Origin of the sequence: Streptomyces sp. SirexAA-E (genome assembly GCF_000177195.2) — a bacterium.
Lineage (GTDB): Bacteria > Actinomycetota > Actinomycetes > Streptomycetales > Streptomycetaceae > Streptomyces > Streptomyces flavovirens.
The window spans coordinates 3,908,167-3,935,139 of the sequence record NC_015953.1; the positions used below are offsets into that span (position 1 = coordinate 3,908,167).

At 71.3% G+C, this 26,973-nt stretch carries 23 protein-coding genes and 4 tRNA genes; 18 read left to right on the forward strand and 9 right to left on the reverse strand.

The features are described 5' to 3' along the window. The first annotated feature begins 35 nt into the window (after positions 1 to 35). The 10 genes from purS (at position 36) to purM (ending at position 10,075) form a co-directional block, all read left to right on the forward strand. Entirely contained in the window at positions 36 to 287 is a 252-nt protein-coding gene (gene purS / locus SACTE_RS17405) for a phosphoribosylformylglycinamidine synthase subunit PurS (RefSeq protein ID WP_014047337.1), read from the forward strand. Beyond that, a complete protein-coding gene (gene purQ, locus SACTE_RS17410; protein WP_014047338.1) occupies positions 284 to 964 on the forward strand; it encodes a phosphoribosylformylglycinamidine synthase subunit PurQ in 681 nt (226 codons plus the stop codon). Before purS ends, purQ begins: the two co-directional genes overlap by 4 nt. Then, a complete protein-coding gene (gene purL / locus SACTE_RS17415; RefSeq protein WP_014047339.1) occupies positions 961 to 3,210 on the forward strand; it encodes a phosphoribosylformylglycinamidine synthase subunit PurL in 2,250 nt (749 codons plus the stop codon). Before purQ ends, purL begins: the two co-directional genes overlap by 4 nt. Before the next feature lie 102 nt (positions 3,211 to 3,312). Next, complete coding sequence (locus tag SACTE_RS17420; protein WP_014047340.1) at positions 3,313 to 3,840, forward strand: helix-turn-helix domain-containing protein; 528 nt, start codon at positions 3,313 to 3,315, stop codon at positions 3,838 to 3,840. 24 nt (positions 3,841 to 3,864) lie between these two features. Then, positions 3,865 to 4,698 carry a M23 family metallopeptidase gene (locus SACTE_RS17425; RefSeq protein ID WP_014047341.1) on the forward strand — a complete coding sequence of 278 codons (834 nt, stop codon included), beginning with the start codon at positions 3,865 to 3,867 and terminating at the stop codon, positions 4,696 to 4,698. Positions 4,699 to 4,951: 253 nt separating this feature from the next. Further along, on the forward strand, positions 4,952 to 5,248 hold the full coding sequence (locus tag SACTE_RS17430) for a hypothetical protein (protein ID WP_014047342.1): 297 nt from the start codon (positions 4,952 to 4,954) through the stop codon (positions 5,246 to 5,248). Positions 5,249 to 5,298: 50 nt separating this feature from the next. Beyond that, on the forward strand, positions 5,299 to 6,102 hold the full coding sequence (locus tag SACTE_RS17435) for a maleylpyruvate isomerase family mycothiol-dependent enzyme (protein ID WP_014047343.1): 804 nt from the start codon (positions 5,299 to 5,301) through the stop codon (positions 6,100 to 6,102). Between the two features lie 37 nt (positions 6,103 to 6,139). Next, positions 6,140 to 6,955 (forward strand): META domain-containing protein, encoded by an 816-nt coding sequence (locus tag SACTE_RS17440; RefSeq protein WP_014047344.1) that lies wholly within the window; start codon positions 6,140 to 6,142, stop codon positions 6,953 to 6,955. A gap of 459 nt (positions 6,956 to 7,414) precedes the next feature. Next, positions 7,415 to 8,941 (forward strand): amidophosphoribosyltransferase, encoded by a 1,527-nt coding sequence (gene purF / locus SACTE_RS17445; protein ID WP_014047345.1) that lies wholly within the window; start codon positions 7,415 to 7,417, stop codon positions 8,939 to 8,941. Positions 8,942 to 9,001: 60 nt separating this feature from the next. Next, the gene (gene purM / locus SACTE_RS17450; RefSeq protein WP_014047346.1) at positions 9,002 to 10,075 is read left to right on the forward strand and encodes a phosphoribosylformylglycinamidine cyclo-ligase; all 1,074 of its coding nucleotides are present in this window, start codon (positions 9,002 to 9,004) and stop codon (positions 10,073 to 10,075) included. Between the two features lie 156 nt (positions 10,076 to 10,231). On the opposite strand, the gene SACTE_RS17455 is transcribed toward purM, so the two are convergent. Next, complete coding sequence (locus SACTE_RS17455) at positions 10,232 to 10,483, reverse strand: DUF3073 domain-containing protein (protein ID WP_014047347.1); 252 nt, start codon at positions 10,481 to 10,483, stop codon at positions 10,232 to 10,234. A 323-nt stretch (positions 10,484 to 10,806) separates the two neighbouring features. After that, complete coding sequence (locus SACTE_RS17460; RefSeq protein ID WP_014047348.1) at positions 10,807 to 11,898, reverse strand: Glu/Leu/Phe/Val dehydrogenase dimerization domain-containing protein; 1,092 nt, start codon at positions 11,896 to 11,898, stop codon at positions 10,807 to 10,809. A 176-nt stretch (positions 11,899 to 12,074) separates the two neighbouring features. On the opposite strand from SACTE_RS17460, the gene SACTE_RS17465 reads away from it, so the two are divergent. Together SACTE_RS17465 and bldC are read left to right on the forward strand one after the other, a co-directional pair. Continuing rightward, positions 12,075 to 12,917, forward strand: a complete 843-nt coding sequence (locus SACTE_RS17465; protein WP_019992432.1) for a hypothetical protein — start codon at positions 12,075 to 12,077, stop codon at positions 12,915 to 12,917. Between the two features lie 684 nt (positions 12,918 to 13,601). Next, positions 13,602 to 13,808, forward strand: a complete 207-nt coding sequence (gene bldC / locus SACTE_RS17470; protein WP_003949541.1) for a developmental transcriptional regulator BldC — start codon at positions 13,602 to 13,604, stop codon at positions 13,806 to 13,808. A gap of 583 nt (positions 13,809 to 14,391) precedes the next feature. Here bldC and SACTE_RS17475 read toward each other — a convergent pair. From SACTE_RS17475 to hrpA, 3 genes are all read right to left on the reverse strand, one after another. Next, positions 14,392 to 14,676 carry a DUF6274 family protein gene (locus SACTE_RS17475; RefSeq protein WP_014047350.1) on the reverse strand — a complete coding sequence of 95 codons (285 nt, stop codon included), beginning with the start codon at positions 14,674 to 14,676 and terminating at the stop codon, positions 14,392 to 14,394. Between the two features lie 141 nt (positions 14,677 to 14,817). Then, positions 14,818 to 14,892: transfer RNA gene (locus SACTE_RS17480), tRNA-Asp, on the reverse strand. Positions 14,893 to 15,010: 118 nt separating this feature from the next. Next, positions 15,011 to 18,931, reverse strand: coding sequence for an ATP-dependent RNA helicase HrpA (hrpA, locus tag SACTE_RS17485; RefSeq protein WP_014047351.1), 3,921 nt, complete (start codon positions 18,929 to 18,931; stop codon positions 15,011 to 15,013). A gap of 284 nt (positions 18,932 to 19,215) precedes the next feature. On the opposite strand from hrpA, the gene SACTE_RS17490 reads away from it, so the two are divergent. The 3 genes from SACTE_RS17490 (at position 19,216) to SACTE_RS17500 (ending at position 21,243) form a co-directional block, all read left to right on the forward strand. Continuing rightward, on the forward strand, positions 19,216 to 19,572 hold the full coding sequence (locus SACTE_RS17490) for a hypothetical protein (RefSeq protein ID WP_014047352.1): 357 nt from the start codon (positions 19,216 to 19,218) through the stop codon (positions 19,570 to 19,572). A gap of 61 nt (positions 19,573 to 19,633) precedes the next feature. Further along, on the forward strand, positions 19,634 to 20,401 hold the full coding sequence (locus tag SACTE_RS17495) for a DsbA family protein (protein ID WP_014047353.1): 768 nt from the start codon (positions 19,634 to 19,636) through the stop codon (positions 20,399 to 20,401). Then, a complete protein-coding gene (locus SACTE_RS17500) occupies positions 20,398 to 21,243 on the forward strand; it encodes a cytochrome c biogenesis CcdA family protein (RefSeq protein WP_014047354.1) in 846 nt (281 codons plus the stop codon). The genes SACTE_RS17495 and SACTE_RS17500 overlap by 4 nt, the downstream gene beginning before the upstream one ends. 41 nt (positions 21,244 to 21,284) lie before the next feature. Here the strand turns inward: SACTE_RS17500 and SACTE_RS17505 are convergent. The 4 genes from SACTE_RS17505 to SACTE_RS17520 form a co-directional block, all read right to left on the reverse strand. Continuing rightward, positions 21,285 to 21,358 (reverse strand) — tRNA-Phe (locus SACTE_RS17505). Positions 21,359 to 21,378: 20 nt separating this feature from the next. Beyond that, positions 21,379 to 21,453 (reverse strand) — tRNA-Asp (locus SACTE_RS17510). Positions 21,454 to 21,492: 39 nt separating this feature from the next. After that, positions 21,493 to 21,565: transfer RNA gene (locus SACTE_RS17515), tRNA-Glu, on the reverse strand. Positions 21,566 to 21,645: 80 nt separating this feature from the next. Continuing rightward, a complete protein-coding gene (locus tag SACTE_RS17520) occupies positions 21,646 to 23,172 on the reverse strand; it encodes a metallophosphoesterase (protein WP_026358950.1) in 1,527 nt (508 codons plus the stop codon). A gap of 162 nt (positions 23,173 to 23,334) precedes the next feature. On the opposite strand from SACTE_RS17520, the gene SACTE_RS17525 reads away from it, so the two are divergent. The 3 genes from SACTE_RS17525 (at position 23,335) to SACTE_RS17535 (ending at position 26,893) form a co-directional block, all read left to right on the forward strand. Further along, on the forward strand, positions 23,335 to 23,679 hold the full coding sequence (locus tag SACTE_RS17525) for a metallopeptidase family protein (protein WP_014047356.1): 345 nt from the start codon (positions 23,335 to 23,337) through the stop codon (positions 23,677 to 23,679). 233 nt (positions 23,680 to 23,912) lie between these two features. Beyond that, positions 23,913 to 24,473: a hypothetical protein gene (locus tag SACTE_RS17530; protein WP_014047357.1), complete on the forward strand. Its 561-nt coding sequence runs from the start codon at positions 23,913 to 23,915 to the stop codon at positions 24,471 to 24,473. 209 nt (positions 24,474 to 24,682) lie between these two features. Continuing rightward, entirely contained in the window at positions 24,683 to 26,893 is a 2,211-nt protein-coding gene (locus SACTE_RS17535) for a DEAD/DEAH box helicase (protein WP_019992428.1), read from the forward strand. The last annotated feature ends 80 nt before the right edge of the window (positions 26,894 to 26,973 follow it).

A 26,973-nucleotide genomic window follows, 5' to 3' on the forward strand; every position in this document is an offset into this window, starting at 1 on the left:
GGAGACTCAGCCGCACCACACCACCGGGAGTGCCAGTGGCACGCGTCGTAGTCGACGTCATGCTCAAGCCGGAGATCCTCGACCCGCAGGGACAGGCCGTGCAGCGCGCGCTGCCCCGTCTCGGCTTCGACGGAATCGCGGACGTCCGCCAGGGAAAGCGTTTCGAGCTCCAGGTCGAGGGGCCGGTCGACGACGCCGCTCTCGCCCGTATCAACGAGCTGGCCGAGACCTTCCTCGCCAACACCGTCATCGAGGACTTCGTCGTCAAGGTGGAGGAGGAGAAGTGACCACCCGTATCGGCGTCGTCACTTTTCCCGGCACCCTCGACGACCAGGACGCCCTGCGGGCCGTCCGGGTCGCGGGCGCCGAGCCCGTGTCCCTCTGGCACCGCGACAAGGACCTGCACCAGGTCGACGCGGTCGTCCTGGCCGGTGGTTTCTCGTACGGGGACTACCTGCGCGCGGGCGCCATCTCCCGCTTCTCGCCGGTGATGGAGACGCTCATCGAACAGGCCAGGGCGGGCCTGCCGGTCCTCGGCATCTGCAACGGCTTCCAGATCCTGACCGAGGCGCACCTGCTGCCCGGCGCGATGCTGCGCAACAACCACCTCCACTTCATCTGCCGCGACCAGAAGCTGCGGGTGGAGAACGCGGGGACGGCCTGGACCTCCGACTACACGGCGGGCCAGGAGATCTCCGTACCGCTGAAGAACATGGACGGCCGGTACACCGCCGACGAGCGCACGCTCGACGAGCTGGAGGCCGAGGGCCGCGTCGCCTTCCGCTACCTCGACGGCAACCCCAACGGCTCGCTGCGCGACATCGCCGGCATCACCAACGCCGCGGGCAACGTCGTCGGCCTGATGCCGCACCCGGAGCACGCCGTGGAGCCGCTCATCGGCACCGGCCGCACCGACGGCCTCGGTTTCTTCACCTCGATCATCAAGAAGCTGGTCAACGCATGAGCCTGGACACGGTCGAGCACGCGGCCGAAACCCCGGACACCGAGCAGCCCTGGAAGGAACTCGGCCTCAAGGAGGACGAGTACGCGCGGATCCGCGAGATCCTGGGCCGCCGTCCCACCGGTGCCGAGCTCGCCATGTACTCCGTGATGTGGTCCGAGCACTGCTCCTACAAGAGCAGCAAGGTCCACCTCAAGCAGTTCGGCGAGAAGGTCCCCGCCAACGACGCGATGCTCGTCGGCATCGGCGAGAACGCCGGTGTGGTCGACGTCGGCCAGGGATACGCGGTCACCTTCAAGGTCGAGTCGCACAACCACCCCTCGTACATCGAGCCCTACCAGGGCGCGGCCACCGGTGTCGGCGGCATCGTCCGCGACATCCTCGCCATGGGCGCCCGCCCGGTCGCGGTCGTCGACCCGCTGCGCTTCGGCGCGGCCGACCACCCCGACACCCGGCGCGTCCTGCCGGGCGTCGTCGCGGGCATCGGCGGCTACGGCAACTGCCTGGGCCTGCCGAACATCGGCGGCGAGGTCGTCTTCGACGCCTGCTACCAGGGCAACCCGCTCGTCAACGCCGGATGCATCGGCGTGATGAAGCACGAGGACATCCACCTCGCGCAGGCGTCCGGGCCCGGCAACAAGGTCATCCTGTACGGCGCCCGCACCGGCGGCGACGGCATCGGCGGGGTCTCGGTCCTGGCCTCGGAGACCTTCGAGTCGACCGGCCCGGCCAAGCGGCCCGCCGTCCAGGTCGGCGACCCGTTCCAGGAGAAGCTCCTCATCGAGTGCACCCTGGAGATCTTCAAGGAGAAGCTCGTCGCGGGCATCCAGGACCTCGGCGGCGCCGGGCTCTCCTGTGCCACCAGCGAGCTGGCCTCCGCGGGCTCCGGCGGCATGCGCGTCGAGCTGGACACCGTGCCGCTGCGCGACTCCTCGCTCTCGCCCGAGGAGATCCTCATGAGCGAGTCGCAGGAGCGCATGTGCGCGATCGTCGAGCCGCAGCACGTGGACCGCTTCCTGGAGATCTGCGAGAAGTGGGACGTCATCGCCACCGTCATCGGTGAGGTGACCGAGGGCTCCCAGCTGGAGATCTTCTGGCACGGCGAGCAGATCGTGGACGTGCCGCCGCGGTCCGTCGCGCACGAGGGCCCGACCTACCACCGGCCGTTCGCGCGGCCGTCCTGGCAGGACGCGCTCCAGGCCGACGACGCCGGCAGGCTGGCCCGCCCGGCGAACGGCGCCGAGCTGCGCGAGCAGGTCCTCAAGCTGGTCGGCTCCCCGAACCAGGCCTCCAAGTCCTGGATCACCGACCAGTACGACCGCTTCGTGCAGGGCAACACCGTGCTGGCGATGCCCGAGGACGCCGGCATGGTCCGGATCGACGAGGAGTCGAACCTGGGCGTGGCGATGGCGACCGACGGCAACGGCCGGTACGCCAAGCTCGACCCGTACACCGGCGCGCAGCTCGCGCTCGCGGAGTCGTACCGCAACGTCGCCGCCACCGGTGCCAAGCCGCTGGCGATCTCGGACTGCCTGAACTTCGGTTCGCCCGAGGACCCGGACGTCATGTGGCAGTTCGCCGAGGCCACCCGTGGTCTCGCGGACGGCTGCCTGGAACTGGGCACCCCGGTCACCGGCGGCAACGTCTCGCTGTACAACCAGACCGGTGAGACGGCGATCCACCCGACGCCCGTCGTGGCCGTGCTCGGTGTGATCGACGACGTCACCCGGCGCACGCCGGTCGCCTTCGCCGAGGAGGGGCAGCTGCTCTACCTGCTGGGCGACACGCACGAGGAGTTCGGCGGCTCGGCCTGGTCCGAGGTCGTCCACCAGCACCTCGGCGGGCTGCCGCCCAAGGTGGACCTGGGCCGCGAGAAGCTGCTCGGCGAGATCCTCATCTCGGCCTCCCGCGACGGCATGATCGACGCCGCCCACGACCTCTCCGACGGCGGTCTGATCCAGGCGGTCACCGAGTCCTGCCTGCGCGGCGGGAAGGGTGCCCGGCTGGTCGTGCCGGACTCCCTGGACGCGTTCACCTTCCTGTTCTCGGAGTCGGCCGGCCGCGCGGTCGTCTCGGTCCCGCGCAGCGAGGAGCTCCGCTTCAACGACATGTGCGGTGCGCGGGGCCTGCCCGTGACCCGGATCGGTGTCGTGGACGGTGACGAGATCGAGGTCCAGGGCGAGTTCGCCATCCCGCTGAGCGAGCTGCGTACGGCGCACGAGGGGACCCTGAAGGACCTCTTCGCCTGAGATCCTTCCCCGATCCATCCGAAGCCCCCGTCCGGGCCGACCGGGCGGGGGCTCCGACGTTCCCTGTTGATTGAGATTACGTAATTACGTAAGGTTGTGGACATGGAGCTCGAGGAACGCGTCGCCGAGCTGGAGCGCCGCATCGCGGTGCTGGAGCAGGCGGCGGATGGTGCGCCGCCGGTTCTGGACGACGGCGACTTCTGGGCGCTGGACGGACTGAAGGATCAGTTCGACCGGCTCGGGGACGCCGCGGCCGACGGTGGGGTGCTGTTCACGGGTACGGTCCGGCTGCCCGCCGGGGAGCGGTACGAGTGGCAGTACGGCGCCCTCACGACCGGTCTGCTGGGTACGGAGGAGTACCGCCCCGACTGGGCGGAGGCCGCCGAACCGCTGGCCGCGCTCGGACACCCGGTACGGCTGCGGCTGCTCCGCGAGATCCTCGCGGGCCGGCGCACGGCCGCCGAACTGGCCGAGCTCGACGAGACCGGGACGACCGGTCAGATCTACCACCATCTGCGCCTGCTGACCGGGGCGGGATGGCTGCACACGACCGGGCGCGGGCGTTACGAGGTCCCCGGCACCCGGGTCGTACCGCTGCTGGTGGTCCTCACGGCCGCCGCCCGGCCCTGACCGCACACGTAGTGGGGGAACACCATGTCCGTACGCAAAGCCGCGATGATCCTGTGCCGCTGCTGCTGGATCGTCTTCGTCGCTCTGGTGCTGGTGGGTGTCTTCACCGACCCGGTGCTCCCCTTCGGGCTGACCTTCGTCCCCGCGGCGCTCGCCGTCGTGATCACCGTGGTGCTCGGCCGGCTGAGCAGCCGGGAGGTGGCGGTGAAGGCCCGCCCGGCGGTCGAGGTCGGCCCGCCGGTGACGGGTCGCTGGACGGCGCTCAACAGCCCGGCCGACCGGGTGCCCAGCCACGGGGTGCACGGCTACGGGCAGACGTACGCGATCGACGTCGTCGCCGAGCCGGAGGAGGGGAAGAGCCGTCCGGACTTCCGCTGGCTGTGGCCCGTCGCCCGCCGCAACGAGGACTTCCCGGCCTTCGGCGCCCCGCTGCTGGCGGTGGCGGACGGCACCGTCGTCCACGCGAGCGACGGACAGCGCGATCACCTCAGCCGGAACTCGGGCCCGGCCCTGGCGTACCTGATGCTGTTCGAGGCGTCCGTACGCGACATGGCCGGCGCGCACCGGGTCGTCGGCAACCACATCGTGCTGGACCTCGGCGACGGCACGTACGCCATGTACGCGCACGTCCGGCGCGGCTCGCTCCAGGTGAAGGCGGGGGACACGGTCCGGGCCGGGCAGCAGCTCGCCCGGTGCGGGAACTCCGGCAACTCCACCGAGCCGCACGTCCACTTCCAGCTGATGGACCACCCGGACCTCGACGTGGCCCGGGGCATCCCCTTCACCTGGCGGGACATCGGAGTCCCGGCGAACGGCGAGACGTTCGTCACGCGCGAGCCCGTCGGCGGCGACCGGTAGTTTCCCTGGCGGCACGGGTTGTCGCTGCACGGGGGCACGGGGGAACGATGGACGAGGACGGCACAGCCACGGCCCGCCCGTCCGGAACACCGGACGGGCGGAACGCCCACGGGCGCCGCGGGCCGTCCTGAACACGCTGTCCGTCCTGGTCGCGCTCGGCGAGGACGAGACCCGCAGGATCTGGCCCGCCTACGAGAAGCCCGCGGAGCATGCGCGCGGCCTCCACTCGACCCTCTCGGCGCTGCCGCTGTGGATGAAGGCCGAGACCTTCGTCGGCGACGGCAGCCGGGGGCTGTGGACCGACGTGCCGCTGTCGGCCCGGATCGATCCGGCCGCCCCGGGGAAGGCCGACGGTGCGGCCTGGTGGGCCACCTCCGTCAGCGACGGCCGGCCCGCCGTGCACCTGCTGCAGGTGGCCTACCCGTACGACCGCATCGTCACCGGGGACCGGCTCGAAGCGCTGCTCCACGCGTACGCCGGCGACGCGGCCGCACGTCGTGGCTGCACCGGCGTCGCCCACCCCGAGGCGGCGGAGTTCGCGACGAGTTGAGCACCGGGCGGGCCGCGGCCGTTGTCGGACGGCCCGGTTAGTCTCGCCCCATGCCACCGGCCAAGAAGCGCCTCCGCGCGTACGACGTCTCCCGGACCCGGACCGCGGTCCTCTCCCAGTTCGGCCACCTGCGGGACGGCGTCCGTACGCTGACGCCCGAGCAGCTCGCCCGGCCGGCGGGGCTCGGGGAGTGGACCGTGCGGGACCTCGCCGCCCACGTCACGGCCGCGCTCGAACGCGTCAGCGGCGCACTGGAGTCGCCGGAACCGGCCGGTGGCCGGGAGCCGCAGGTCGGGCTGCTGGAGTGGGCCTCGACCACCGTCGGGCGCGGGGGAGACATCGCCGACGACGCCCGGACCCTGGCCACCGCCCGCCCCGACCTCGACGCGTTGTACGAGGAGACCGCCGAGCGGTTCGCCCGGCTGGCCGGCGGCAGTGCGGCGGACCGGCTGGTCGCGACCCGGGCGGGGACCATGCGGCTGGGCGACTTCCTCGTCACCCGCACCGTCGAACTCGTCGCGCACACCGACGACCTGAACCGCGCGGCCGGCCTCGCCGTCCCCTGCGACCGGCAGGCGCTCGCGGCGTGCACCCGGCTGCTGGCGGACACCCTCGCGGACCGGGCGCCGGGCGGATCCGTCGAGGTGCGCGTCCCGCCGTTCGCCGTCGTCCAGTGCATCGGCGGGCCCAAGCACACCCGGGGGACCCCGCCCAACGTCGTGGAGACAGATCCGCTCACCTGGGTCCGTCTCGCCACCGGCCGGACGCGGTGGACGCACGCCCTGGAAGAGGCGCAGGTCAGCGCGAGCGGCGAACGGGCCGACCTGGACGCGCTGCTGCCGCTCATGGGCTGAGGGGAACCGGATCGGCGGGTCGGCCCGTCCCAGGACCATGCGCGAACAACGTACGGCCGTCGGAGTCCTGGCCCTCCTCACCCTCGCCGCCTGCGGCACGGAGGCGGGCCCCGGGGACGGCAGTGGCTCCGTACGGAACGAGCCGCCCGTCACCGGTGTCCACTGGAGCGTGTCCTCCCTGACCGTCGGAGGGAAGAGAACAACCGCCCCCGCCGACGCCCATGTGGAGATCGACGACAAGGGCCGGGCGTCGGGCAGCTTCGGCTGCAACCGCTTCACCGCCGACGCCCGTGTCGACGGCGACAGCGTCACCGTGGGGCTGGCCACGACGACGGAGATGGGCTGTGAGAAGGACGTCCAGCGGTTCGAGACGGCCCTGGCCCGCACCTTCGACGGAGAGCTCGACGCATCCGTCGAGGGCCGGGGCGACGACCGGACCCTGACCCTGACCACGGCCGGCGGTGAACGGATCGACCTCACCGCCCAGCCACCGGCCCCGCTCACCGGCACGGCCTGGACGGTCACCTCGCTGGTCTCCGGAGACACCGCCACCAGCCTGCCCGCCGCCGCGCGGGACACCGCGCGCCTCACCTTCGGCGAGGACGGCTCCGTGGAGGGAAACCTCGGCTGCAACTCCTTCCACGGCACGGCGGACGTCTCCGGCTCCACGATCACCTTCGGCCGGCTCGCCTCCACCCGGAAGCTGTGCCCGGGACCCGAGATGGACGTGGAGCGCGCACTGCTCGGCGTGCTCAAGGGCGGGACGGCGTACGAACTGCGCCACCGCTCCCTGACCCTCACCGCGCCGAACGGCGAGGGGCTCGTGGCGACGGCGCGGGAGGCTCGGGGCTGAAGGGGGCAGGGGCCCGTACGGCGGCCCGGGGCGCTCACCCAGCGCACCGGACACCCGGCACAGCGTGCCCGGACGGCGTGGTCCGGGCCGCCCCGGCACCCGTCGGGGAGGCGTATCGCGGGTCTCGCAGTGTGAGGCTCGCCACGAAACGGGCGTTCGGGCTGTGCCCGTCCCGTCCGGGGGGCAGTTCACCGAGCGCCACGAGGAGGCGGCTCGCGCCGGACACGGAGACGTTCTCCGACCGGCCGGTAACAGCCTTTCATTCCGGGCGCCGACCGCCCTCCGGCCGTCAGGGGCCGTCCGCCACCACCCCGGGACGATCACTCAAGGTGACCGTTGTGGGTGTGGTGGAGCCGTCCCGGAAAGGCCTTTCGGTCGCCCCGGGGACCATGGGGCCAAGGCCGGTGCGACGGTCGTCCAATTCGGACCGGTGGTCGATCGTCCCCTACACTCGGTGCCGTGCCTCGTGGTGATGGACGACTCAACCACGACCTGCTCCCCGGAGAGAAAGGCCCCCAGGACGCTTGCGGCGTCTTCGGTGTCTGGGCTCCGGGCGAAGAGGTCGCCAAGCTCACCTATTTCGGACTGTATGCCCTGCAGCACCGTGGACAGGAGTCCGCGGGCATCGCAGTGAGCAACGGGTCCCAGATCCTGGTCTTCAAGGACATGGGACTGGTCTCGCAGGTCTTCGACGAAACGTCTCTGGGATCGCTCCAGGGCCATATCGCGGTCGGTCATGCCCGCTACTCCACCACCGGTGCCTCGGTGTGGGAGAACGCGCAACCGACGTTCCGTGCCACCGCGCACGGCTCGATCGCCCTGGGTCACAACGGCAACCTGGTCAACACGGCGCAGCTCGCCGAGATGGTCGCCGACCTCCCGCGCAAGGACGGCCGTGCGACCCAGGTCGCGGCCACCAACGACACCGACCTGGTGACCGCGCTGCTGGCCGGTCAGCGGGACGCCGACGACAAGCCGCTCACCGTCGAGGAGGCCGCCGCGAAGGTGCTCCCCGAGGTCAAGGGCGCCTTCTCGCTCGTCTTCATGGACGAGCACACCCTCTACGCCGCCCGCGACCCGCAGGGCATCCGCCCCCTGGTCCTCGGCCGGCTGGAGCGCGGCTGGGTGGTGGCCTCCGAGTCCGCCGCCCTCGACATCTGCGGCGCCAGCTTCGTGCGTGAGATCGAACCGGGCGAGCTCGTCGCGATCGACGAGAACGGTCTGCGCACCTCTCGGTTCGCAGAAGCGAAGCCCAAGGGCTGTGTCTTCGAGTACGTCTACCTCGCACGTCCCGACACCGACATCGCGGGACGGAACGTCTACCTCTCCCGGGTCGAGATGGGCCGCAGGCTGGCGGCGGAAGCCCCGGCCGAAGCCGATCTGGTCATAGCGACGCCGGAATCCGGGACCCCCGCGGCCATCGGCTACGCCGAGGCGAGCGGGATCCCGTTCGGCTCCGGACTGGTCAAGAACGCCTATGTCGGCCGGACCTTCATCCAGCCTTCACAGACCATCCGGCAGCTGGGCATCCGCCTCAAGCTGAACCCCCTCAAGGAAGTCATCAAGGGCAAGCGCCTGGTGGTCGTCGACGACTCGATCGTCCGCGGCAACACCCAGCGCGCGCTGGTCCGGATGCTCCGCGAGGCGGGCGCCGCCGAGATCCACATCCGGATCTCCTCCCCGCCCGTGAAGTGGCCCTGCTTCTTCGGCATCGACTTCGCGACCCGCGCCGAGCTGATCGCGAACGGCATGTCCGTCGACGAGATCGCGACCTCCATGGGCGCCGACTCGCTCGCCTACATCTCGATCGACTCGATGATCGAGGCGACGACGATCGACAAGCCGAACCTGTGCCGCGCCTGCTTCGACGGCGAGTACCCGATGGAACTCCCGGATCCCGAGCTGCTCGGCAAGCAGCTGCTGGAGACCGAGCTGGCGGCCGGCCCCGCCGCCACCGCGGCGGCCGACGCGCTGCGTCGTCCGTGACCCGGACCGACCGGCGCCCTCCCCACCAGCCCCGTATTCCGACACGAAAGATCCCGGGCAATGTCTGAGACAACAGGTGCTTCCTACGCGGCGGCGGGCGTCGACATCGAGGCGGGCGACCGCGCCGTCGAGCTGATGAAGGAGTGGGTGAAGAAGACGAGGCGCCCCGAGGTCGAGGGCCTCGGCGGGCTCGGCGGTTTCGCCGGCCTCTTCGACGCCTCCGCCCTCAAGCGGTACGAGCGTCCGCTGCTCGCCTCCGCCACCGACGGCGTCGGCACCAAGGTCGATCTGGCCCGCCAGATGGGCGTGTACGACACCATCGGCCACGACCTCGTGGGCATGGTCGTCGACGACCTCGTCGTCTGCGGTGCCGAACCGCTCTTCATGACCGACTACATCTGCGTCGGCAAGGTCCACCCCGAGCGGGTGGCGGCCATCGTCAAGGGCATCGCCGAGGGCTGTGTCCTGGCCGGCTGCGCCCTCGTCGGCGGCGAGACCGCCGAGCACCCGGGCCTCCTCGGCCCGGACGACTTCGACGTCGCGGGCGCCGGTACGGGCGTGGTCGAGGCCGACCGGCTGCTCGGCCCGGACCGTATCCGTAAGGGTGACGCGGTGATCGCCATGGCGTCCTCCGGTCTTCACTCGAACGGGTACTCGCTGGTGCGCCACGTGGTCTTCGACCGGGTCGGCTGGTCGCTGGACCGCCAGGTCGAGGAGTTCGGCAGGACGCTCGGCGAGGAGCTTCTGGAGCCCACCAGGATCTACTCCCTGGACTGCCTGGCCCTCACCCGTACGACCGAGGTGCACGGCTTCAGCCACGTCACGGGCGGCGGCCTGGCCAACAACCTGGCCCGGGTCGTGCCGGACTCCCTGCACGCCACGGTCGACCGGTCCACCTGGACGCCCGGCGCCGTCTTCGACGTGGTCGGCACCGCCGGACAGGTCGAGCGGCTGGAGCTCGAGAAGACCCTCAACATGGGCGTCGGCATGATCGCGATCGTCCCGGCCGACTCGGTCGACGCGGCGCTCACGACGCTGGCGGACCGGGGCGTCGACTCCTGGGTCGCCGGAGAGATCACCGACCGCGGCGCACACACCACGGGCGCGGCCCTGACCGGCAGCTACGCACGGTAGAGGCACCACGACGGCACGTCGGCGGGTCCGGTCTCCACCGGGCCCGCGGCTGCCGGGGCGTCCGGTCCGGAGCGCCGGGGGGCTGCGCCACCCGGCCGGGACAGCACAGAACCCGGTCCGGGCAGGCCCGGACCGGGTTGATGTGTCAGCGCGAGGTCAAGCGCCGCGACGCTGTGACGACGGACCGGACTGATCGTCCTCGTCCGCGTCGTCGTTATACAGATCCGCGTACTGTGCGTACGGGTCATCTTCCTCGTCGTCGTCCTCGAACGGCTCGGCGTTCGGTGGTTGACTCGAAGTCGATGCGCCCAGCTCATTGGCCAGACGCGACAGGTCAGTCCCGCCGCTGCTGTACTTCAGCTGGCGGGCGACCTTGGTCTGCTTGGCCTTTGCCCGGCCGCGCCCCATGGCTCGACCCCCTCGGTGACGGGGCTCGACGGCCCCAGAGTCTTGACACGCGTTCATGTTTCGGGACGGACTCTCGGCTGAGAGACCGCGCCCGTGGCTTTAACCGTACCTGCTTCGTCGGCCATACGGTACGCCGCCCGCCTCACGCGCCTGTCCACATGACCGTCGGGGACCCTGTCCTCGCTGGTCAACGCCGATTTTAACCTCTTCCGGACGGCCGACCCGCCGACCGGAGTGAGTCTTGTCTCCCCGCGCGGGCCCCGCCCCCGTCACGGCGCCGACGACGGCCCGTGACGGGGGCGGAGGCCCACAGGTGCCGTTGTTCAGGGGCGGCGCGCCTCCGCCATGCGCTGCTCGGCGATCCGGTCCGCCGCGGCGGCCGGCGGGATCCCGTCCGCCTTCGCACGTGCGAATATGGCCAGCGTGGTGTCGAAGATCTTCGAGGCCTTCGCCTTGCACCGGTCGAAGTCGAAGCCGTGGAGCTCGTCGGCGACCTGGATCACGCCGCCGGCGTTGACCACGTAGTCCGGCGCGTACAGAACCGAACGGTCGGCAAGGTCCTTCTCCACGCCCGGGTGCGCGAGCTGGTTGTTGGCGGCTCCGCACACCACCTTCGCGGTGAGCGCGGCGACGCTCCCGTCGTCGAGGGCGCCACCGAGGGCGCAGGGGGCGTAGATGTCCAGGCCCTCGGTGCGGATCAGTGCCTCGGTGTCCGCGGCCACGGTGACCTCGGGGTGCAGATCGGTGACGCGGCGTACGGACTCCTCGCGGACGTCCGTCACGACGACCTCGGCCCCGTCGCTGAGCAGGTGCTCGACCAGGTGGTGGCCCACCTTTCCGACGCCCGCCACGCCTACCTTGCGGCCGCGCAGTGTGGGGTCGCCCCACAGGTGCTGGGCGCTGGCCCGCATGCCCTGGAAGACGCCGTACGCGGTGAGCACCGAGGAGTCGCCGGCGCCGCCGTTCTCGGGGGAGCGGCCGGTGGTCCAGCGGCACTCCCGGGCGACGACGTCCATGTCGGCGACGTAGGTCCCGACGTCGCAGGCGGTCACGTAGCGCCCGCCGAGCGAGGACACGAACCGGCCGTAGGCCAGGAGGAGTTCCTCGGTCTTGATCAGATCGGGGTCGCCGATGATCACGGCCTTGCCGCCGCCGTGGTCGAGTCCGGCCATGGCGTTCTTGTACGACATGCCGCGGGACAGGTTCAGCGCGTCCGCGACGGCCTCCGCCTCGGAGGCGTACGGGTAGAAGCGGGTGCCGCCGAGGGCGGGGCCCAGAGCGGTGGAGTGGAGGGCGATGACGGCCTTGAGGCCGGTGGCACGGTCCTGGCAGATGACGACTTGCTCGTGGCCGCCCTGGTCCGAGCGGAACAGGGTGTGCAGTACATCGACAGGCGCGCCGGTCACATCGGTCACTGTGGTGACTCCCAAGTACGAAGCGGCGGAAGGCCCTCCTGAAGGTGGGGAGGACCGCGGGCCGGCCGGCACGGCCGGCCCGACTGGGCAAGAGCGTAAGTCCTCGGGACACGCAGATCTCCGTCCGTGCCGAGGATCACCCCCTGGCGGAGTACCGGCGTGACACGATCTGCTGCATGTCGGTGGTGTCTTCGGTGCTCGTCCCCTACACGTCCTATCTGCGGGTGTACGAGCCGCTCGTCGCCTTTCGCGAACCCGAGCGGAGCCACTGGGCGCGCTACGCGGGACGCTCGTCCCTGCCCACGGCCCAGGACGAACTGCGGCGCTCGCTGGCGGACTTGGTGCCCACCCCGCCGGTGGCGGTGCCGGTGCACGAGAGCCCGGACGCCTTCGTGGCGGAGCTCGACGGGGTGGTGTGTGTCTGCCCGTGGCGGACCCGGATGCGCGGCTGGCTGGCGCTGGAGGAACTAGAGGGTCTGTTTCCGGCCAATGTGCTGGACCTGGTTCTGCCCCCGGTGGTGCGTGCCCAGGCCGCCGCGGACCATGAGCGGTGGGCGGAGCGGAACCCGGACGCCCGTCCCTGGATCCGCACCACCGTGTGGCACGTACCGGTCCGCTGGTTCGTGCTCTTCGCGGACGAGGAGCGCGAGTACGTGGCGGCCGGTGAGGGCGGCCGCCCCCTGCTGCGGTACCGGACGCCGATGGTGGAGGCCCGGCGCCGGCTGGCGCGGGCACTGAGGACGCTGCGGGAGACGGTCGACGAAGGGCCGCTCACCGAGGGGCTGGTGGATGTGGGCCGCTGGCTGGAGGAGTTCCATCCGCGGGCCCTGGTCGAGCTGGACTACGGCGGGCTGGTCCACGCGCTGAGCGCTGAGCAGCTCGCCGCCGACCGTTCGGCGGCGGACGTCGCGGAGGGCATCGCGGCCCTGCGCTCGGGCGACCGGGACGCGGCGGGTGCCGCGTACGGGCGGCTGGTCGAGCGGTGGCAGGCGGTGCGGCGCCGGCGCCTCGCCAACTGAGGGCCGGCGCACCTGATGTCACAAGTGGCCACAACCACCGCATAGAGCTGTCATCGGGAGGGAAGAGACAAGCCATGCGGTGTCCGGCATCGAGGACACCGTGACCCCGGGGGCGCCCGGCGGACCGGTGGAGGTGAACGGAGATGACGTGAGGGGAACTGACGGGCCGTGAACCTGAGTCCTGTGTGACACGTGTGGTGTGTGTGACGGCAGGGTTTCGGGTGTGACCCGGGACCTACGTCCCGAACCGGGCCTTTGCCTCAAGCGTGACGGATAGCACTAACGGGGCCCTTGCGCCGTTCCCTACTCCTCATGCCAAAATAGGACAAGGAGTCCGGGGAGGGCTCTGTCCGTCCAACTATGGGCGGGATGCTCCGCATTGCTCGCTATGGGGGGTCTGACGACTTCTGGCGACTCCTGTTCGCCCTGTGACTGATCGTTACTGGGGCGTGACTGTCCGCTATGGCACGGTCCATCGGCTTCCGTCGCTGATGAACACCTGGGAGGGCAATTCCATCGGTTTGGCCGACGTGGCTGGACGGATGGTGTAGTTGTAGTGCCGAGGACAAGCCGTTCGTCCTATAACCGACTCGGCCCGCGTCCGCCATTTCGGGCAACGCGGGTCAAGGTGCAGAATTTAGAGGAAAGAACCGAGATGGTTCGGTTCTCCCGAGGAGGCCGCTCATGACCGCTCGCACCCCTGATGCCGAGCCGCTGCTGACCCCGGCTGAGGTTGCCACGATGTTCCGCGTGGACCCGAAGACGGTCACCCGGTGGGCGAAGGCTGGCAAGCTCACGTCCATCCGCACGCTCGGTGGACATCGCCGGTACCGCGAGGCAGAGGTCCGCGCACTGCTTGCGGGTATCCCGCAGCAGCGCAGCGAGGCCTGACACACCCCTGTCGCCGCAGCCGCACCGCTCCACCAGGGCCGCCGAAGGGTCCCCCAACCCGCTGGTGCCCACCCATAGCTCCACACGACGGACGCCTGCCCCAACGGGCGTCGTTCCTGTGAGACACAGGTCATGTCGTTGAAATCGCGCTGGACTCCGCCGGGTCCAGCGCGATTTTTCTGTCTCCGGGCGCCTTTTCCGTCCTCGCACGCCAGGCCCTCGCGGTCCCGTACCGCCGACTTCCCGCTCCCGCCCCGGGGTCTCGGCGGTCGCTCCGCCGGCCCGGCCGGGCGGTGGTCGCCGAACAGGCCGACGGGTCGGTTTCCTCGGCTCGTGTGCGACTCGGAGCGAGCCTGTTCGGGACTGTTCGTACGGGTCCCTGACGACGTGGACCGGCTCGGACGGAACGGTCCGGGATGTGCCCGAAAGGGGAGTGCAATTGCACATATTAAATTCGCCAGTTGTAGGAAGTGCGTAAAGTCCGCAGCGTCCAAAACTGGTTGAGTGACTCCCGTCACACCGGTCGAGCCCTGCCCGTCCACCAGACTGCCACCAGCCGCAGCCGGATCGCTGCGGCTGTTGGTCATGTCGTGCGGGGACTTTCGTCACCGGCGGGATCTCCGGCGGCCGTCCTGCCGGGCTCCGGCGCGTCCACCGCGGCCTCCTGCGGGCCTGCGGGCTTCCGGGGGGCGCTGTCGGACTCCCCGGCGGCGTACGGCGCCTGTGGGGGCGTCAGGGGCTCCATGGCCAGCCGGAGCAGCCGGTGGCAGATCGGGCAGTGGCGGGTGAGGTGGCGGTAGCCGGACGCGGCCGCCAGATGGGCGCGCAGCAGCGCGCGGGTCTCGTGCCGTGCCGTCGACGCGGCCATGCGTGCGACCTCCGGGTCCACCGGCCGCCCCGCGCCGAGGGAAACAGGGGCGGCCTCCGTCCTACGGGAGTACCGGCGGCCGGCGGTGGCGTCAAGACGCGCGAAAGCCCGGATCCAGGGGATCCGGGCTTTCGTCTACTGCGGTCCTGACGGGATTTGAACCCGCGGCCTCCACCTTGACAGGGTGGCGAGCACTCCAAACTGCTCCACAGGACCAGGCTGTTCCGCTGCCTTCCTCGCGTCCGGCTGCGAAGACAGACTGTACAGGAGGTCCCGGGGCCAGGTCGAACTCACCCACGGTGGTGGCCCGCTCACGCCTGCGCGGCGGTGCGGATCACGGTGCCGCGGCGTCGATCGCCTTGACGATCCGCTTGTCGGAGACCGGCTGGGACGTGCCCAGCGCATGGGCGAAGTAGCTCACCCGCAGCTCCTCGATCATCCAGCGGATGTCCAGCACCTCCTGCGGTACGGGCCTCCCCTGCGGCAGCTGCTCCAGCAGCCAGGCGTACTCGTCCTGCATCTCGTGGACCTTCTCCATGCGCGTGGTGTCGCGCTGGACGTTCGTCGGCATCTGCTGGAGCCGGCGGTCCTCGGCGACCAGGTAGCGCATCAGGTCGGGCAGCCTGCGCAGTCCGGTCGCGGTGACGAACCCGGGCGGGACGAGACGGGCCAGGTGCTCCCGTACGTCCGTGACGTTGTTGATCAGGACCAGACTGCCGGTGCTCTTCAGCCGGCGCTCGCAGGCCTGCCAGGCCGCCAGGATCTGCTGCACCTGGCCGATCGTGCGGACGGTCAGGTCCACCAGGTCGGCGCGGACCTTCTCGTACAGCGTCCGGAACGCCGCCTCGTCCCAGGCCGGGCCGCCGTGGGCCGCGATCAGCCGGTCCGCCGCCGCCGTCGCGCAGTCGTCGAACAGCGCCTGGACGGAGCCGTGCGGATTGCGGGACAGCGCGAGCTTCTGCTGGTTGGAGAGCGTGTCCGAGGCGAACTTCGACGGGTTCACCGGGATGTTGAGCATGATCAGCTTCCGGGTGCCCCGCCACATCGCCTGCTGCTGCTCGGCCTCCGTGTCGAAGAGCCGTACGGCCACGGTCTCGCCCTGGTCGACGAGGGCCGGGTAGGCCTTGACCGGCTGGCCGGCCCGGCGGGTCTCGAAGACGCGGCCCAGGGTGCCGATCGTCCAGTCCGTGAGCCCCGAGCGCTCGACGGACTCGCCCGACGGTCCCGCGGTCGCCGCCGCGGCCTTGGAGAGCGCCTGACGGGCCTTGGGGCGCAACGAGAGCTTCAACGCCTCCAGGTCCTTGTCCTCGGCCACCTTGCGGCGCCGCTCGTCCACGATCCGGAAGGTGATCTTGAGGTGGTCCGGGACGCGGGACAGGTCGAAGTCGTCCGCCGTCACCGGCACGCCGACCATCCGCTGGAGCTCACGGGCGAGCGTGAGCGGCAGGGGCTCCTGCAACGGCACCGCGCGGTCGAGGAACTTCGTCGCGTAGTTCGGGGCCGGGACGTAGTGCCGGCGGATCGGCTTGGGCAGCGAGCGGATCAGTTCGGTGACCACCTCCTCGCGCAGGCCGGGGATCTGCCAGTCGAAGCCTTCCGGGGTGACCTGGTTGAGCACCTGGAGCGGGATGTGGACGGTCACGCCGTCCGCGTCCGCGCCCGGCTCGAACTGGTAGGTCACCCGGAACTTGAGCTTCCCCTGCCGCCAGGAGTCGGGGTAGTCGTCCTTGGTGACGGCCGAGGCCTTCTCGTTGATGAGCATGGACCGCTCGAAGTCGAGCGCGTCCGGCTCCTCGCGGCGCTTGTGCTTCCACCAGGAGTCGAAGTGCGCCCCGGAGACGATGTGTTCCGGGATCCGCCTGTCGTAGAAGTCGAAGAGCGTCTCGTCGTCCACGAGGATGTCGCGGCGCCGGGCGCGGTGCTCCAACTCCTCGACCTCGCCGAGCAGTTTGCGATTGTCATGGAAGAACTGATGATGGGTGCGCCAGTCGCCCTCGACCAGGGCGTTGCGGATGAACAGGTCGCGGGACGCCTCCTGGTCGATCCGGCCGAAATTGATCTTGCGCTGGGCGACGATCGGTACCCCGTAGAGCGTGACCCGCTCGTACGCCATGACCGCTGCCTGGTCCTTCTCCCAGTGCGGCTCGCTGTACGTGCGCTTCAGCAGGTGCTGGGCGAGCGGCTCGATCCACTCCGGCTCGACCTTCGCATTGACCCGTGCCCAGAGCCGCGAGGTCTCGACCAGCTCGGCCGACATCACGAAGCGCGGCTGCTTCTTGAACAGCGCCGATCCGGGGAAGAGCGCGAACTTGGCGTTGCGGGCCCCCAGGTATTCGTTCTTCTCGGTGTCCTTCAGCCCGATGTGCGACAGCAGACCGGCCAGCAGCGAGGTGTGCACCGACTGCTCCGGCGCGTCCTCGTCGTTCAGCTGGATGCCCATCTGCCTGGCCACCGAGCGCAGCTGCGCGTAGATGTCCTGCCACTCGCGGATGCGCAGGAAGTTGAGGTACTCCTGCTTGCACATCCGGCGGAAGCTGGAGGATCCGCGCTCCTTCTGCTGCTCCCGGACGTAACGCCACAGGTTCAGGTACGCCAGGAAGTCCGACGTCTCGTCCTTGAAGCGGGCGTGGTGCTGGTCGGCCTGGGTCTGCTTCTCCGCGGGGCGCTCGCGCGGGTCCTGGATGGAGAGCGCGGCGGCGATCACCATGACCTCGCGGACGCAGCCGTTGCGGTCGGCCTCCACCACCATGCGGGCCAGGCGCGGGTCCACGGGCAGCTGGGAGAGCTTGCGGCCCAGCGGGGTGAGGCGCTTCCTGGGGTCCTTCTCCTGCGGGTCCAGCGCGCCGAGCTCCTGGAGCAGCTGGACGCCGTCGCGGATGTTGCGGTGGTCCGGCGGGTCGATGAAGGGGAACTTCTCGATGTCACCGAGGCCGGCCGCGGTCATCTGGAGGATGACGGAGGCGAGGTTCGTCCGCAGGATCTCGGGGTCGGTGAACTCCGGACGCGTGAGGAAGTCGTCCTCGGAGTACAGCCGGATACAGATGCCGTCCGACGTACGGCCGCAACGGCCCTTGCGCTGGTTGGCGCTGGCCTGCGACACCGGCTCGATCGGCAGCCGCTGGACCTTGGTGCGGTGGCTGTAGCGGGAGATGCGCGCGGTGCCCGGGTCGATGACGTACTTGATGCCCGGGACGGTCAGCGAGGTCTCCGCGACGTTCGTCGCCAGAACGATCCTGCGGCCCGTGTGGCGCTGGAAGACCCGGTGCTGCTCGGCGTGCGAGAGGCGCGCGTAGAGGGGGAGCACCTCGGTGTTGCGCAGGTTCCGCTTGTTCAGCGCGTCCGCCGTGTCGCGGATCTCCCGCTCGCCGGAGAGGAAGACCAGGACGTCGCCCGGGGCCTCGTGGCCCAGCTCGTCGACGGCGTCGCAGATCGCGGTGATCTGGTCGCGGTCGGCGTCGCTGCTGTCCTCCTCCAGGAGCGGCCGGTAGCGCACCTCGACCGGGTACGTACGCCCGCTGACCTCGACGATCGGGGCCTCGCCGAAGTGCTTGGCGAAGCGTTCCGGGTCGATGGTCGCGGAGGTGACGACGACCTTCAGATCGGGGCGCTCGGGCAGCAGCCGGGCGAGATAGCCCAGCAGGAAGTCGATGTTCAGCGACCGCTCGTGGGCCTCGTCGATGATGATCGTGTCGTACGCGAGCAGTTCGCGGTCCGTCTGGATCTCGGCCAGGAGGATGCCGTCCGTCATCAGCTTCACGAACGTCGCGTCCGGGTTCACCTGGTCGGTGAAGCGCACCTTCCAGCCGACGGCCTCGCCGAGCGGGGTCTTCAGCTCGTCCGCGACCCGCTCGGCCACCGTGCGGGCCGCGATCCGGCGGGGCTGGGTGTGCCCGATCATGCCCCGGACCCCGCGCCCGAGCTCCATGCAGATCTTGGGGATCTGCGTGGTCTTGCCCGAGCCTGTCTCCCCGGCGACGATCACGACCTGGTGGTCGCGTATCGCCTCCAGGATCTCGTCCTTCTTCTGACTGACCGGGAGCTGTTCCGGGTACGACAGAGCGGGCATCCGCGCGGCGCGCCCCGCGAGCCGCTCGGCCGCCTTCCCGGCCTCGGCGGAGATCTCGTCCAGCACGGACTGGCGGGCCTCGGGCTTGCGGATGCGGCGGGCACCCTCGAGACGCCGGCCGAGCCGGTGCGCGTCGCGGAGCGAGAGCTGCCCGAGCTGGGACTGGAGGTCGGCAAAGGAAGTAGACATACGGATCCCAGGATCTCACCCGGGCGCGAGGAGTGGCGAACGCATTTCGCGCGGATTCCGTCACCTGGCCGTCCCACGGCCTGTCGCCCGCCCTTTCCACGGCCCGTCGCCCGCCCTTTCCACGGCCCGTCGCCCGGCTTTCCCGTGACCGCCGCCCGGCCCTTTCCCTGGTCCGCGCCGGGTGGGGCGAGCCGCCGGGCCGTGACCGCGCGGGCACGAGGGATCACAGCACGTACCATTTCGGGCAGCTGATCACCCGTTCGTTTCCGTGGAAGGCGGCCTCCGTGTCCCGTACGCAGTGGTACTGCCTGGCGGCGGTGCTCGCGGTCGTACTGGGGCTGTTCGGCACGCCCGCCGTGGCGGCGGGTCCGCATCAGGCGACGGTCGCCGCCGCCGCGGCCGACGAGAACACCGCGGCCCCGGACGTACCCGGCTGCGACCCGGACCGGAACCACCCCGGCGCCGGCCCCGCCCTGCCGGCCCGGAACCGCGTCCCGCACGACCCCGCGCCCGGACACACCGCGCCCGGGCCGGCCCCCGCCCTCGGGCGGGCGCCCCTCCCGGCCGCCGCCCGCATCGCCGTACACGCGGCCAGGCCCGCCGCGCCCACCCCCGTCGAGCTCTCCGTGCTGAGGGTGTAGGCGGACCCGCCTCCCCCGCTCCCTTCCCCCTCCCGGAACCCGCACCAGCACGGAGTGCCGCATGCCCACGCCCACCGCCCGCCCGAAGTCCCGCAAGCCGCTCGTCTTCGGTACCGTCGTCGTCCTCGCCGCCGGCCTGCTCGGCTTCGTCTCCTACCGGGCCACCGCCCCGGACACTCCCTCCTCCGACACCTCGGCGGTCGGCACGGCCGCCGAGGAGGACGCCGGTATCCACCCCGAACTCGCGGAGCTCGCCCGCCGCGACGCCGCAGACAAGCTGGCCCAGGGCCGCACCGACGCCCCCGTCGTCCTCATCGAGTACGCCGACTTCAAGTGCGGCTACTGCGGCAAGTTCGCCCGCGACACCGAACCCGAACTGGTCGAGAAGTACGTCCAGGACGGCACCCTGCGCATCGAGTGGCGCAACTTCCCGATCTTCGGCAAGGAGTCCGAGGCCGCCGCCCGCGCCTCCTGGGCGGCCGGACAGCAGGGCCGCTTCTGGGAGTTCCACCGGGCCGCGTACGCCGACGGCGCCAAGGAGAAGGGGTTCGGCGAGGACCGGCTGCGGGCCCTCGCCCACGAGGCGGGAATCGAGGACCTCGACCGCTTCGCCCGCGACACCGAGAGCACGGCCGCGACCGACGCGGTCGCCCGCGACCAGGAACAGGCCTACGGGATCGGCGCCACCTCCACCCCGTCCTTCCTCATCAACGGCCGCCCCGTCGCGGGCGCCCAGCCGCTGTCCGTCTTCACCCGTGCCATCGAGGCCGCGGCGGCCGACGCGGCGCCCGTGGGCAACGCCGGCGAGGACGCCGAGGGGACGCGGTGACATCCGGCATCGGCTACTTCGCGGCCCTGCTCGGCGGGCTGCTCGCCCTGGTCAGCCCGTGCAGCGCCCTGCTGCTCCCGGCCTTCTTCGCGTACTCGCTGGACACCACGTCCCGGCTGCTGGCCAGGACCGGCATCTTCTACGCCGGTCTCGCCACCACCCTCGTGCCGCTCGGCGCCGCCGGCTCGTTGGCCGGACGTTTCTTCTACGGGCACCGGGACGCCCTGGTTCTCGGCGCGGGATGGCTGATCATCGGGCTCGGCCTCGCCCAGATCGTGGGCCTGGGCTTCGCCTCCCGCCGGATCGCCGAGCTCAGCGGGCGGATCCGCCCCACGACCGCGCTCTCCGTCTACGCCCTGGGCGCGGTCTACGGGCTCGCCGGCTTCTGCGCGGGCCCGATCCTCGGCAGCGTCCTGACCGTCGCCGCGGTCAGCGGCAGCCCGGTCTACGGCGGGCTGCTGCTCGCCGTCTACGCCTTGGGCATGGCCGTCCCGCTGTTCGTGCTCGCCCTGCTCTGGGAGCGTTTCGACCTGGGCCGCCGGAGCTGGCTGCGCGGGCGGACCCTGCGGCTGGGCCGGGTCCGGCTGCACAGCACAAGCATGCTGTCCGGTCTGTTCTTCATCGCCCTCGGCACGCTCTTCCTGGTGTACGACGGCACCACCGCGCTGCCCGGACTGCTCGACGTGGACGACTCGTTCGCCGTGGAGCGATGGGCCCAGCGCCTCGGCGAGCGGGTGCCGGACGCGGTGGCCCTGGGTGCGGTGGCGGCGGTGGCGCTGCTGGTCGTCGGGGTGCAGACCTGGCGGCGGCGCGGAGCGCGGAAGGAAGAAGAGGCGGCCTGACACGACGAAGGCCCCGTCCACCGGACGGGGCCTTCGGGAGGTGGCTGGGGCCGGGATCGAACCGGCGACCTATCGCTTTTCAGGCGATCGCTCGTACCAACTGAGCTACCCAGCCACGCAGCGCAAGCGCCGCAGCGGTCCTGACGGGATTTGAACCCGCGGCCTCCACCTTGACAGGGTGGCGAGCACTCCAAACTGCTCCACAGGACCTAGCTAATGTGCGAGACAAGTCTCGCACACGGTAAAGCGTGCCCCCAACGGGATTCGAACCCGTGCTACCGCCTTGAAAGGGCGGCGTCCTGGGCCACTAGACGATGAGGGCTAAGGGCCCACCTGCGCGCCGTCCGGCGCGTCGGGGACGTGAGAAGCATATGGGATGCGGGGAGCTATCGCCAAAACGGTTTACGGGGAGGGCGTGGGGGCGCTCGGGGAGGGCGTGGATTTCGACAGGTTCTCCTCCGGGAGATGGCGGCTGACCTCGGCCGTCGTCAGCCCGAGACCGCCCAGGGTGATCTCGTCCCAGGCCTGCAGGTGCCGGGTGGAACGGTCCATGTAGAGCACCGAGGCGCGGACCTTCTCGGGCTTCTCGTTCTGCACGGCGCGCAGTCCGCCGCCGCCCGTGGAGCCCTCGACCTTCAACCGGGTGCCCTGCGGCAGCAGTTCGTTGACGCGGTGGTGGACGTGGCCGGCCAGCACCAGCGGAACCGATCCGTCGGTCTCCCGGGCCGCGGTCGGGTCGTGGGTCACCGCGATGTCCACCGGTGTGCCCGCCCGCTGCTGCGCGCGCAGGGCCTCGGCCAACTGCCCGCCGGCGCGCCGTTCGGCCTCCTCGCCGCCCCGGGGGCGTACCCGGTCCGGGGTGAACTGCGGGTCGCCGGTGCCGGCCACCCGCAGCCCCGCGATGTCCACCGTGGAGCCCTCGTCGAGCACGTGCACGTTCCGGAGCTTCTTCAGATAGTCCTGGGTGGCCTCGGAGTCGTGGTTGCCCCGCACCCACACATAGGGGGCCCCGAGGTCGCGGGCCGGGTCCAGGAAGCCGTTCTCGGCGGGCGTGCCGTGGTCCATGGTGTCCCCCGAGTCGATGATCACGTCGATCTCGTACTGCTCCACGAGGGACTGCACGATGTGCCAGGCGGCCGGGTTGAGGTGGATGTCGGACACGTGCAGGACCCGGATGGTCGCCGGGTCGGGCTGGTAGACGGGGAGGGTGGAGGTGGCGTCGTACAGCTTGGTCACGTTGGTGACGAGGCGGGCCAGCTCCTGCTGGTAGACGTCGAAGTCCGTGACGATCGAGCGGGCGTCACCGACGACCGACGGGGCGCTGGAGAGCAGCCCGGAGAACTTGGGCTCCAGGACCGACTTCGGGTTCCAGGTCGCGTACGCGCTGACCCCGGACGCCGCCAGCAGCGCCAGGGCAAGCCCGCCGGCGGCGAGGGCGCGGCGCGGGCGGCGGTAGACGGCGAGGCCGAGCGCGGTGGCGCCGGTGACGACCGCCACGCAGGAGCGGACGGCCAGGTCGCGGGTCCCGGCGGCGACGTCGTCGGTGACCTCGTCCTGGAGCCCGGAGAGGCGTTCGGGGTGCTTGACCAGGGCCTGGGAGCGTTCCGGGTCCAGCTGGTCGACGTCGACGTCGAGGCGGACCGGGGCGTGGTGGGAGTCCAGGTGCAGGGCGCCGAGCGGGGACACGTTGATCTTGGTGCCACCGGTCGCCGAGGGCCGCAGGGTCATGGTGGTGTCCATGGGTCCCACCGGCGTACGCACACTTCCGACGGCCAGCAGCCCGAGCCAGGCCCCCAGCACCACGACCGCCAGCAGACCGAGCGCGCGCACCCAGGGGCGCGGGGCGGCGGTGAGCGAGGCCACGGGGGTGCGGGGGCGGCGGCGAGGACGGAGACGGGCGACTGCGGCACGGAACGGAGGGCGGACCATTGGGCCCGTATGCCCCACCCGGCGGACGAACATGCGGGGACCCGGGAGCGGGTGTGGGCCGGGCGGGTGAGCGTCCGGCGGGGCGGCGGAACCGGTGGGCGCGGTGGGTCGGGGGCCTGCCCCTTCCGGGCGGGTGTACGGGACAATGGCCCGGTGCTGGAGATGACGCGCGAGGAGTTCGAAGAGCTGGTGAGCCTGGCTCTTGACCGGGTCCCGCCGGAGCTGATGCGGCTGATGGACAACGTGGCGGTGTTCGTGGAGGACGAACCGGAGGACCCGGAGGACCGGGAGCTGCTCGGCCTCTACGAAGGGACGCCGCTCACCGACCGCGGCGAGTGGTACGCGGGGGTGCTGCCGGACCGGATCACCATCTACCGCGGGCCGACGCTGCGGATGTGCGCGTCACGCGAGGACGTCGTCGCCGAGACGGAGATCACCGTGGTCCACGAGATCGCCCACCACTTCGGCATCGACGACGAGCGGCTGCACGAGCTCGGGTACGGGTGAGCACACGGGAGACCGGAGGGCCGGGCGCCGGTTCGGAACCCGCGCGGCGGGCGTGGGCGCGGGGGCTTCACCGACCGAGATCCCGGTGGCGCCGGGGCGGTGGCGTGTGGGGGAGTTGTGTCCGGGCGTGTCCCCGGCGGGTGCGCGGGAGTTGGACAGATCGCCCAGCCGGGTCGGCGTGGCTCGCGCCCGCCGTTCCCCCCGCCGCCGTCCCCTGTTCCGGAGGTGCCCTCGTGCGCCAGTTGTCCGCCCGCGTACGCCGGGCAGCCGTCACCGCGCTGACCATCGCCGCGTCCACCGCCTGCATGAGCGTCGGTGAGGACGCGGCGGAACCGGCACCGGAACACCCGGCCGACCGGGCGGGCCGGACCGTCCGTCAGCCGGACGGTGGGACCGTGAGCGGCACCGGTCACACCGGCACCGGCGGCGGCCGCGCCCACGCGCAGAGCGAGCCGAGCGGGTCCTCCCGGGCTCCGGAACCGGGCGCCTCCGGCGCGACCCCTTCGGCCACTGCGCGCGGGACCCGTCCGGCGCCCCGTCCCGGTACGCCGGACCCGGCCCCCGGCGGCGGCCTGCCCGCCCCCGAGCCCAGCCTCCCGGCCCCCGTGGAACCGCAGCCCCCCGAGGCCACTCCGGAGCCGTCCCCGCCCGCTCCGGAACCGGAGCCGTCCGAGCCGCCGGAAGAGCCCTCGGCCTCCCCGGCCGCACAGTTCCACAGCAGTGCCGCGCAGGCTCCCGGCTGGGCCGAGTCGCTGGGCACGCCGACGGCATCACCGCAGGTCGCGCCGGTGTGAGGCGGCGGGCCGAGGGCCCGGTTTGCACAAAGGGGGGAGGGGTGCGTATGGTAGTAGATCGTTTGATCCTATTGCCCGGCGCCGACACAGAAGAGCGCCGTGTGGCGCGTACTCTCCCTTGCCGTGGCTGGACCGCATTGAGGCGGTCGAAATTGCGAATCACGGAGTTACGGGCGCGTGCCGAGACTCCGGAAGGTTTCGCATTTCGCATGTCAATTTCCAGCTCTGACCGTACGACCCTGCCTGAGAACGCCGAGATCGTCGAGAACGTCGAGACCGACGTCGTCGAGATCGCCGAGGCCGTCGTGGCCTCCGAGGCCCCGGCCGACGCCGTGGCCACCACCGATGCGGCCGACGCCGCCCCGGCCGAGGACGCCGAGCCGACCGTCACGTTCGCCTCGCTCGGACTGCCCGAGGGCATCGTCCGCAAGCTCGCGCAGAACGGCGTGACCGCCCCCTTCCCGATCCAGGCCGCGACCATCCCGGACGCCCTGGCCGGCAAGGACATTCTGGGCCGTGGCCGTACCGGCTCCGGCAAGACCCTCTCCTTCGGTCTGCCGACCCTGGCCGCACTGGCCGGTGGCCGCACCGAGAAGAAGAAGCCCCGCGCGATCATCCTCACGCCGACCCGTGAGCTCGCGATGCAGGTCGCGGACGCACTCCAGCCCTACGGCGACGTGCTCGGCCTGAAGATGAAGGTGGTCTGCGGCGGTACGTCGATGGGCAACCAGATCTACGCGCTGGAGCGCGGTGTCGATGTCCTCGTCGCCACGCCGGGCCGTCTGCGCGACATCATCAACCGCGGTGCCTGCTCCCTGGAGGACGTCCAGGTCGCGGTCCTCGACGAGGCCGACCAGATGTCCGACCTGGGCTTCCTGCCCGAGGTCACCGAGCTGCTCGACCAGATCCCCGGCGGCGGCCAGCGCATGCTCTTCTCCGCCACCATGGAGAACGAGATCGGCACGCTGGTCAAGCGCTACCTGAGCAACCCGGTCACCCACGAGGTCGACAGCGCCCAGGGCAACGTCTCGACCATGTCCCACCACGTCCTCGTCGTGAAGCCGAAGGACAAGGCGCCCGTCACGGCCGCGATCGCCGCCCGCAAGGGCCGCACGATCATCTTCGTCCGCACCCAGCTGGGCGCCGACCGCATCGCCGAGCAGCTCATCGAGTCCGGTGTGAAGGCCGACGCGCTGCACGGCGGCATGACCCAGGGCGCCCGTACCCGGGTCCTGGAGGACTTCAAGAAGGGCTACGTCAACGCGCTCGTCGCCACCGACGTCGCCGCCCGAGGCATCCACGTCGACGGCATCGACCTGGTCCTGAACGTGGACCCGGCCGGTGACCACAAGGACTACCTGCACCGTTCGGGCCGTACCGCCCGGGCCGGCAAGTCCGGTGTCGTCGTCTCGCTGGCGCTGCCGCACCAGCGCCGCCAGATCTTCCGCCTGATGGAGGACGCGGGCGTCGACGCCTCGCGCCACATCGTGCAGGGCGCGGGCGTCTTCGAGCCGGAGGTCGCCGAGATCACCGGCGCCCGCTCGCTCACCGAGGTCCAGGCCGACTCCGCGAACAACGCGGCCAAGCAGGCCGAGCGCGAGGCCGCCGACCTCACCAAGCAGCTGGAGCGCGTCCAGCGCCGTGCCGTCGAGCTGCGCGAGGAGGCCGACCGCCTGGTCGCCCGTGCCGCCCGCGAGCGGGGCGACGACCCGGAGGCGGCGGTGGCCGAGGTCGCCGCCGAGGCCGAGGCCGCGCTCATCGCCGCGGTGTCCGTCCCGGAGCAGCCGGCCGCGCGCGACGACCGTCGTGACGACCGGGGCAACTTCAACCGCCGTGACGACCGCGGCGGCGACCGTGGGGGTTACCGCGGTGGCAGCGACCGCGTCGGCGAGCGCAGTGGCCGCCCGTCCGGTGGCTCCGGCTACCGGGGCAGCAACGACCGCCCGTCCTTCCGCGGCAGCAACGACCGTCGTGACGACCGCCCGTCGGGTGGTTTCCGCTCCGGTGGCGGTGACCGTCGTGACGACCGTGGCGGCCGCTCCTTCGAGCGTCGTGACAACGACCGCCCGGCGTTCCGCGAGCGTCGTGACGACCGCCCGTCGGGTGGTTTCCGCTCCGGTGGCGGTGACCGTCGTGACGACCGTGGCGGCCGCTCCTTCGAGCGTCGCGACAACGACCGTCCGGCGTTCAACCGCGACCGTCGTGACGAGCGCCCCTCCGGTGGCTACCGCTCCGGTGGCGGCGACCGTCCCTTCAACCGCGACCGTCGTGACGACCGTCCCTCGGGCGGCTTCCGCTCCGGTGGCAACGACCGTCCGACCGGCCGCCGTGACGACCACCGCGGTGGCACCGGTACCGGCACCAGCACCGGTTCCTTCGGCCGCCGTGACGACAAGCCGCGCTGGAAGCGCAACGGCTGACCGTCGCTGACACGTTCAACACGCGGGGCCCGTACAGCACTTCGGTGCCGTACGGGCCCCGCGGCGTTTCCGGGGGACCG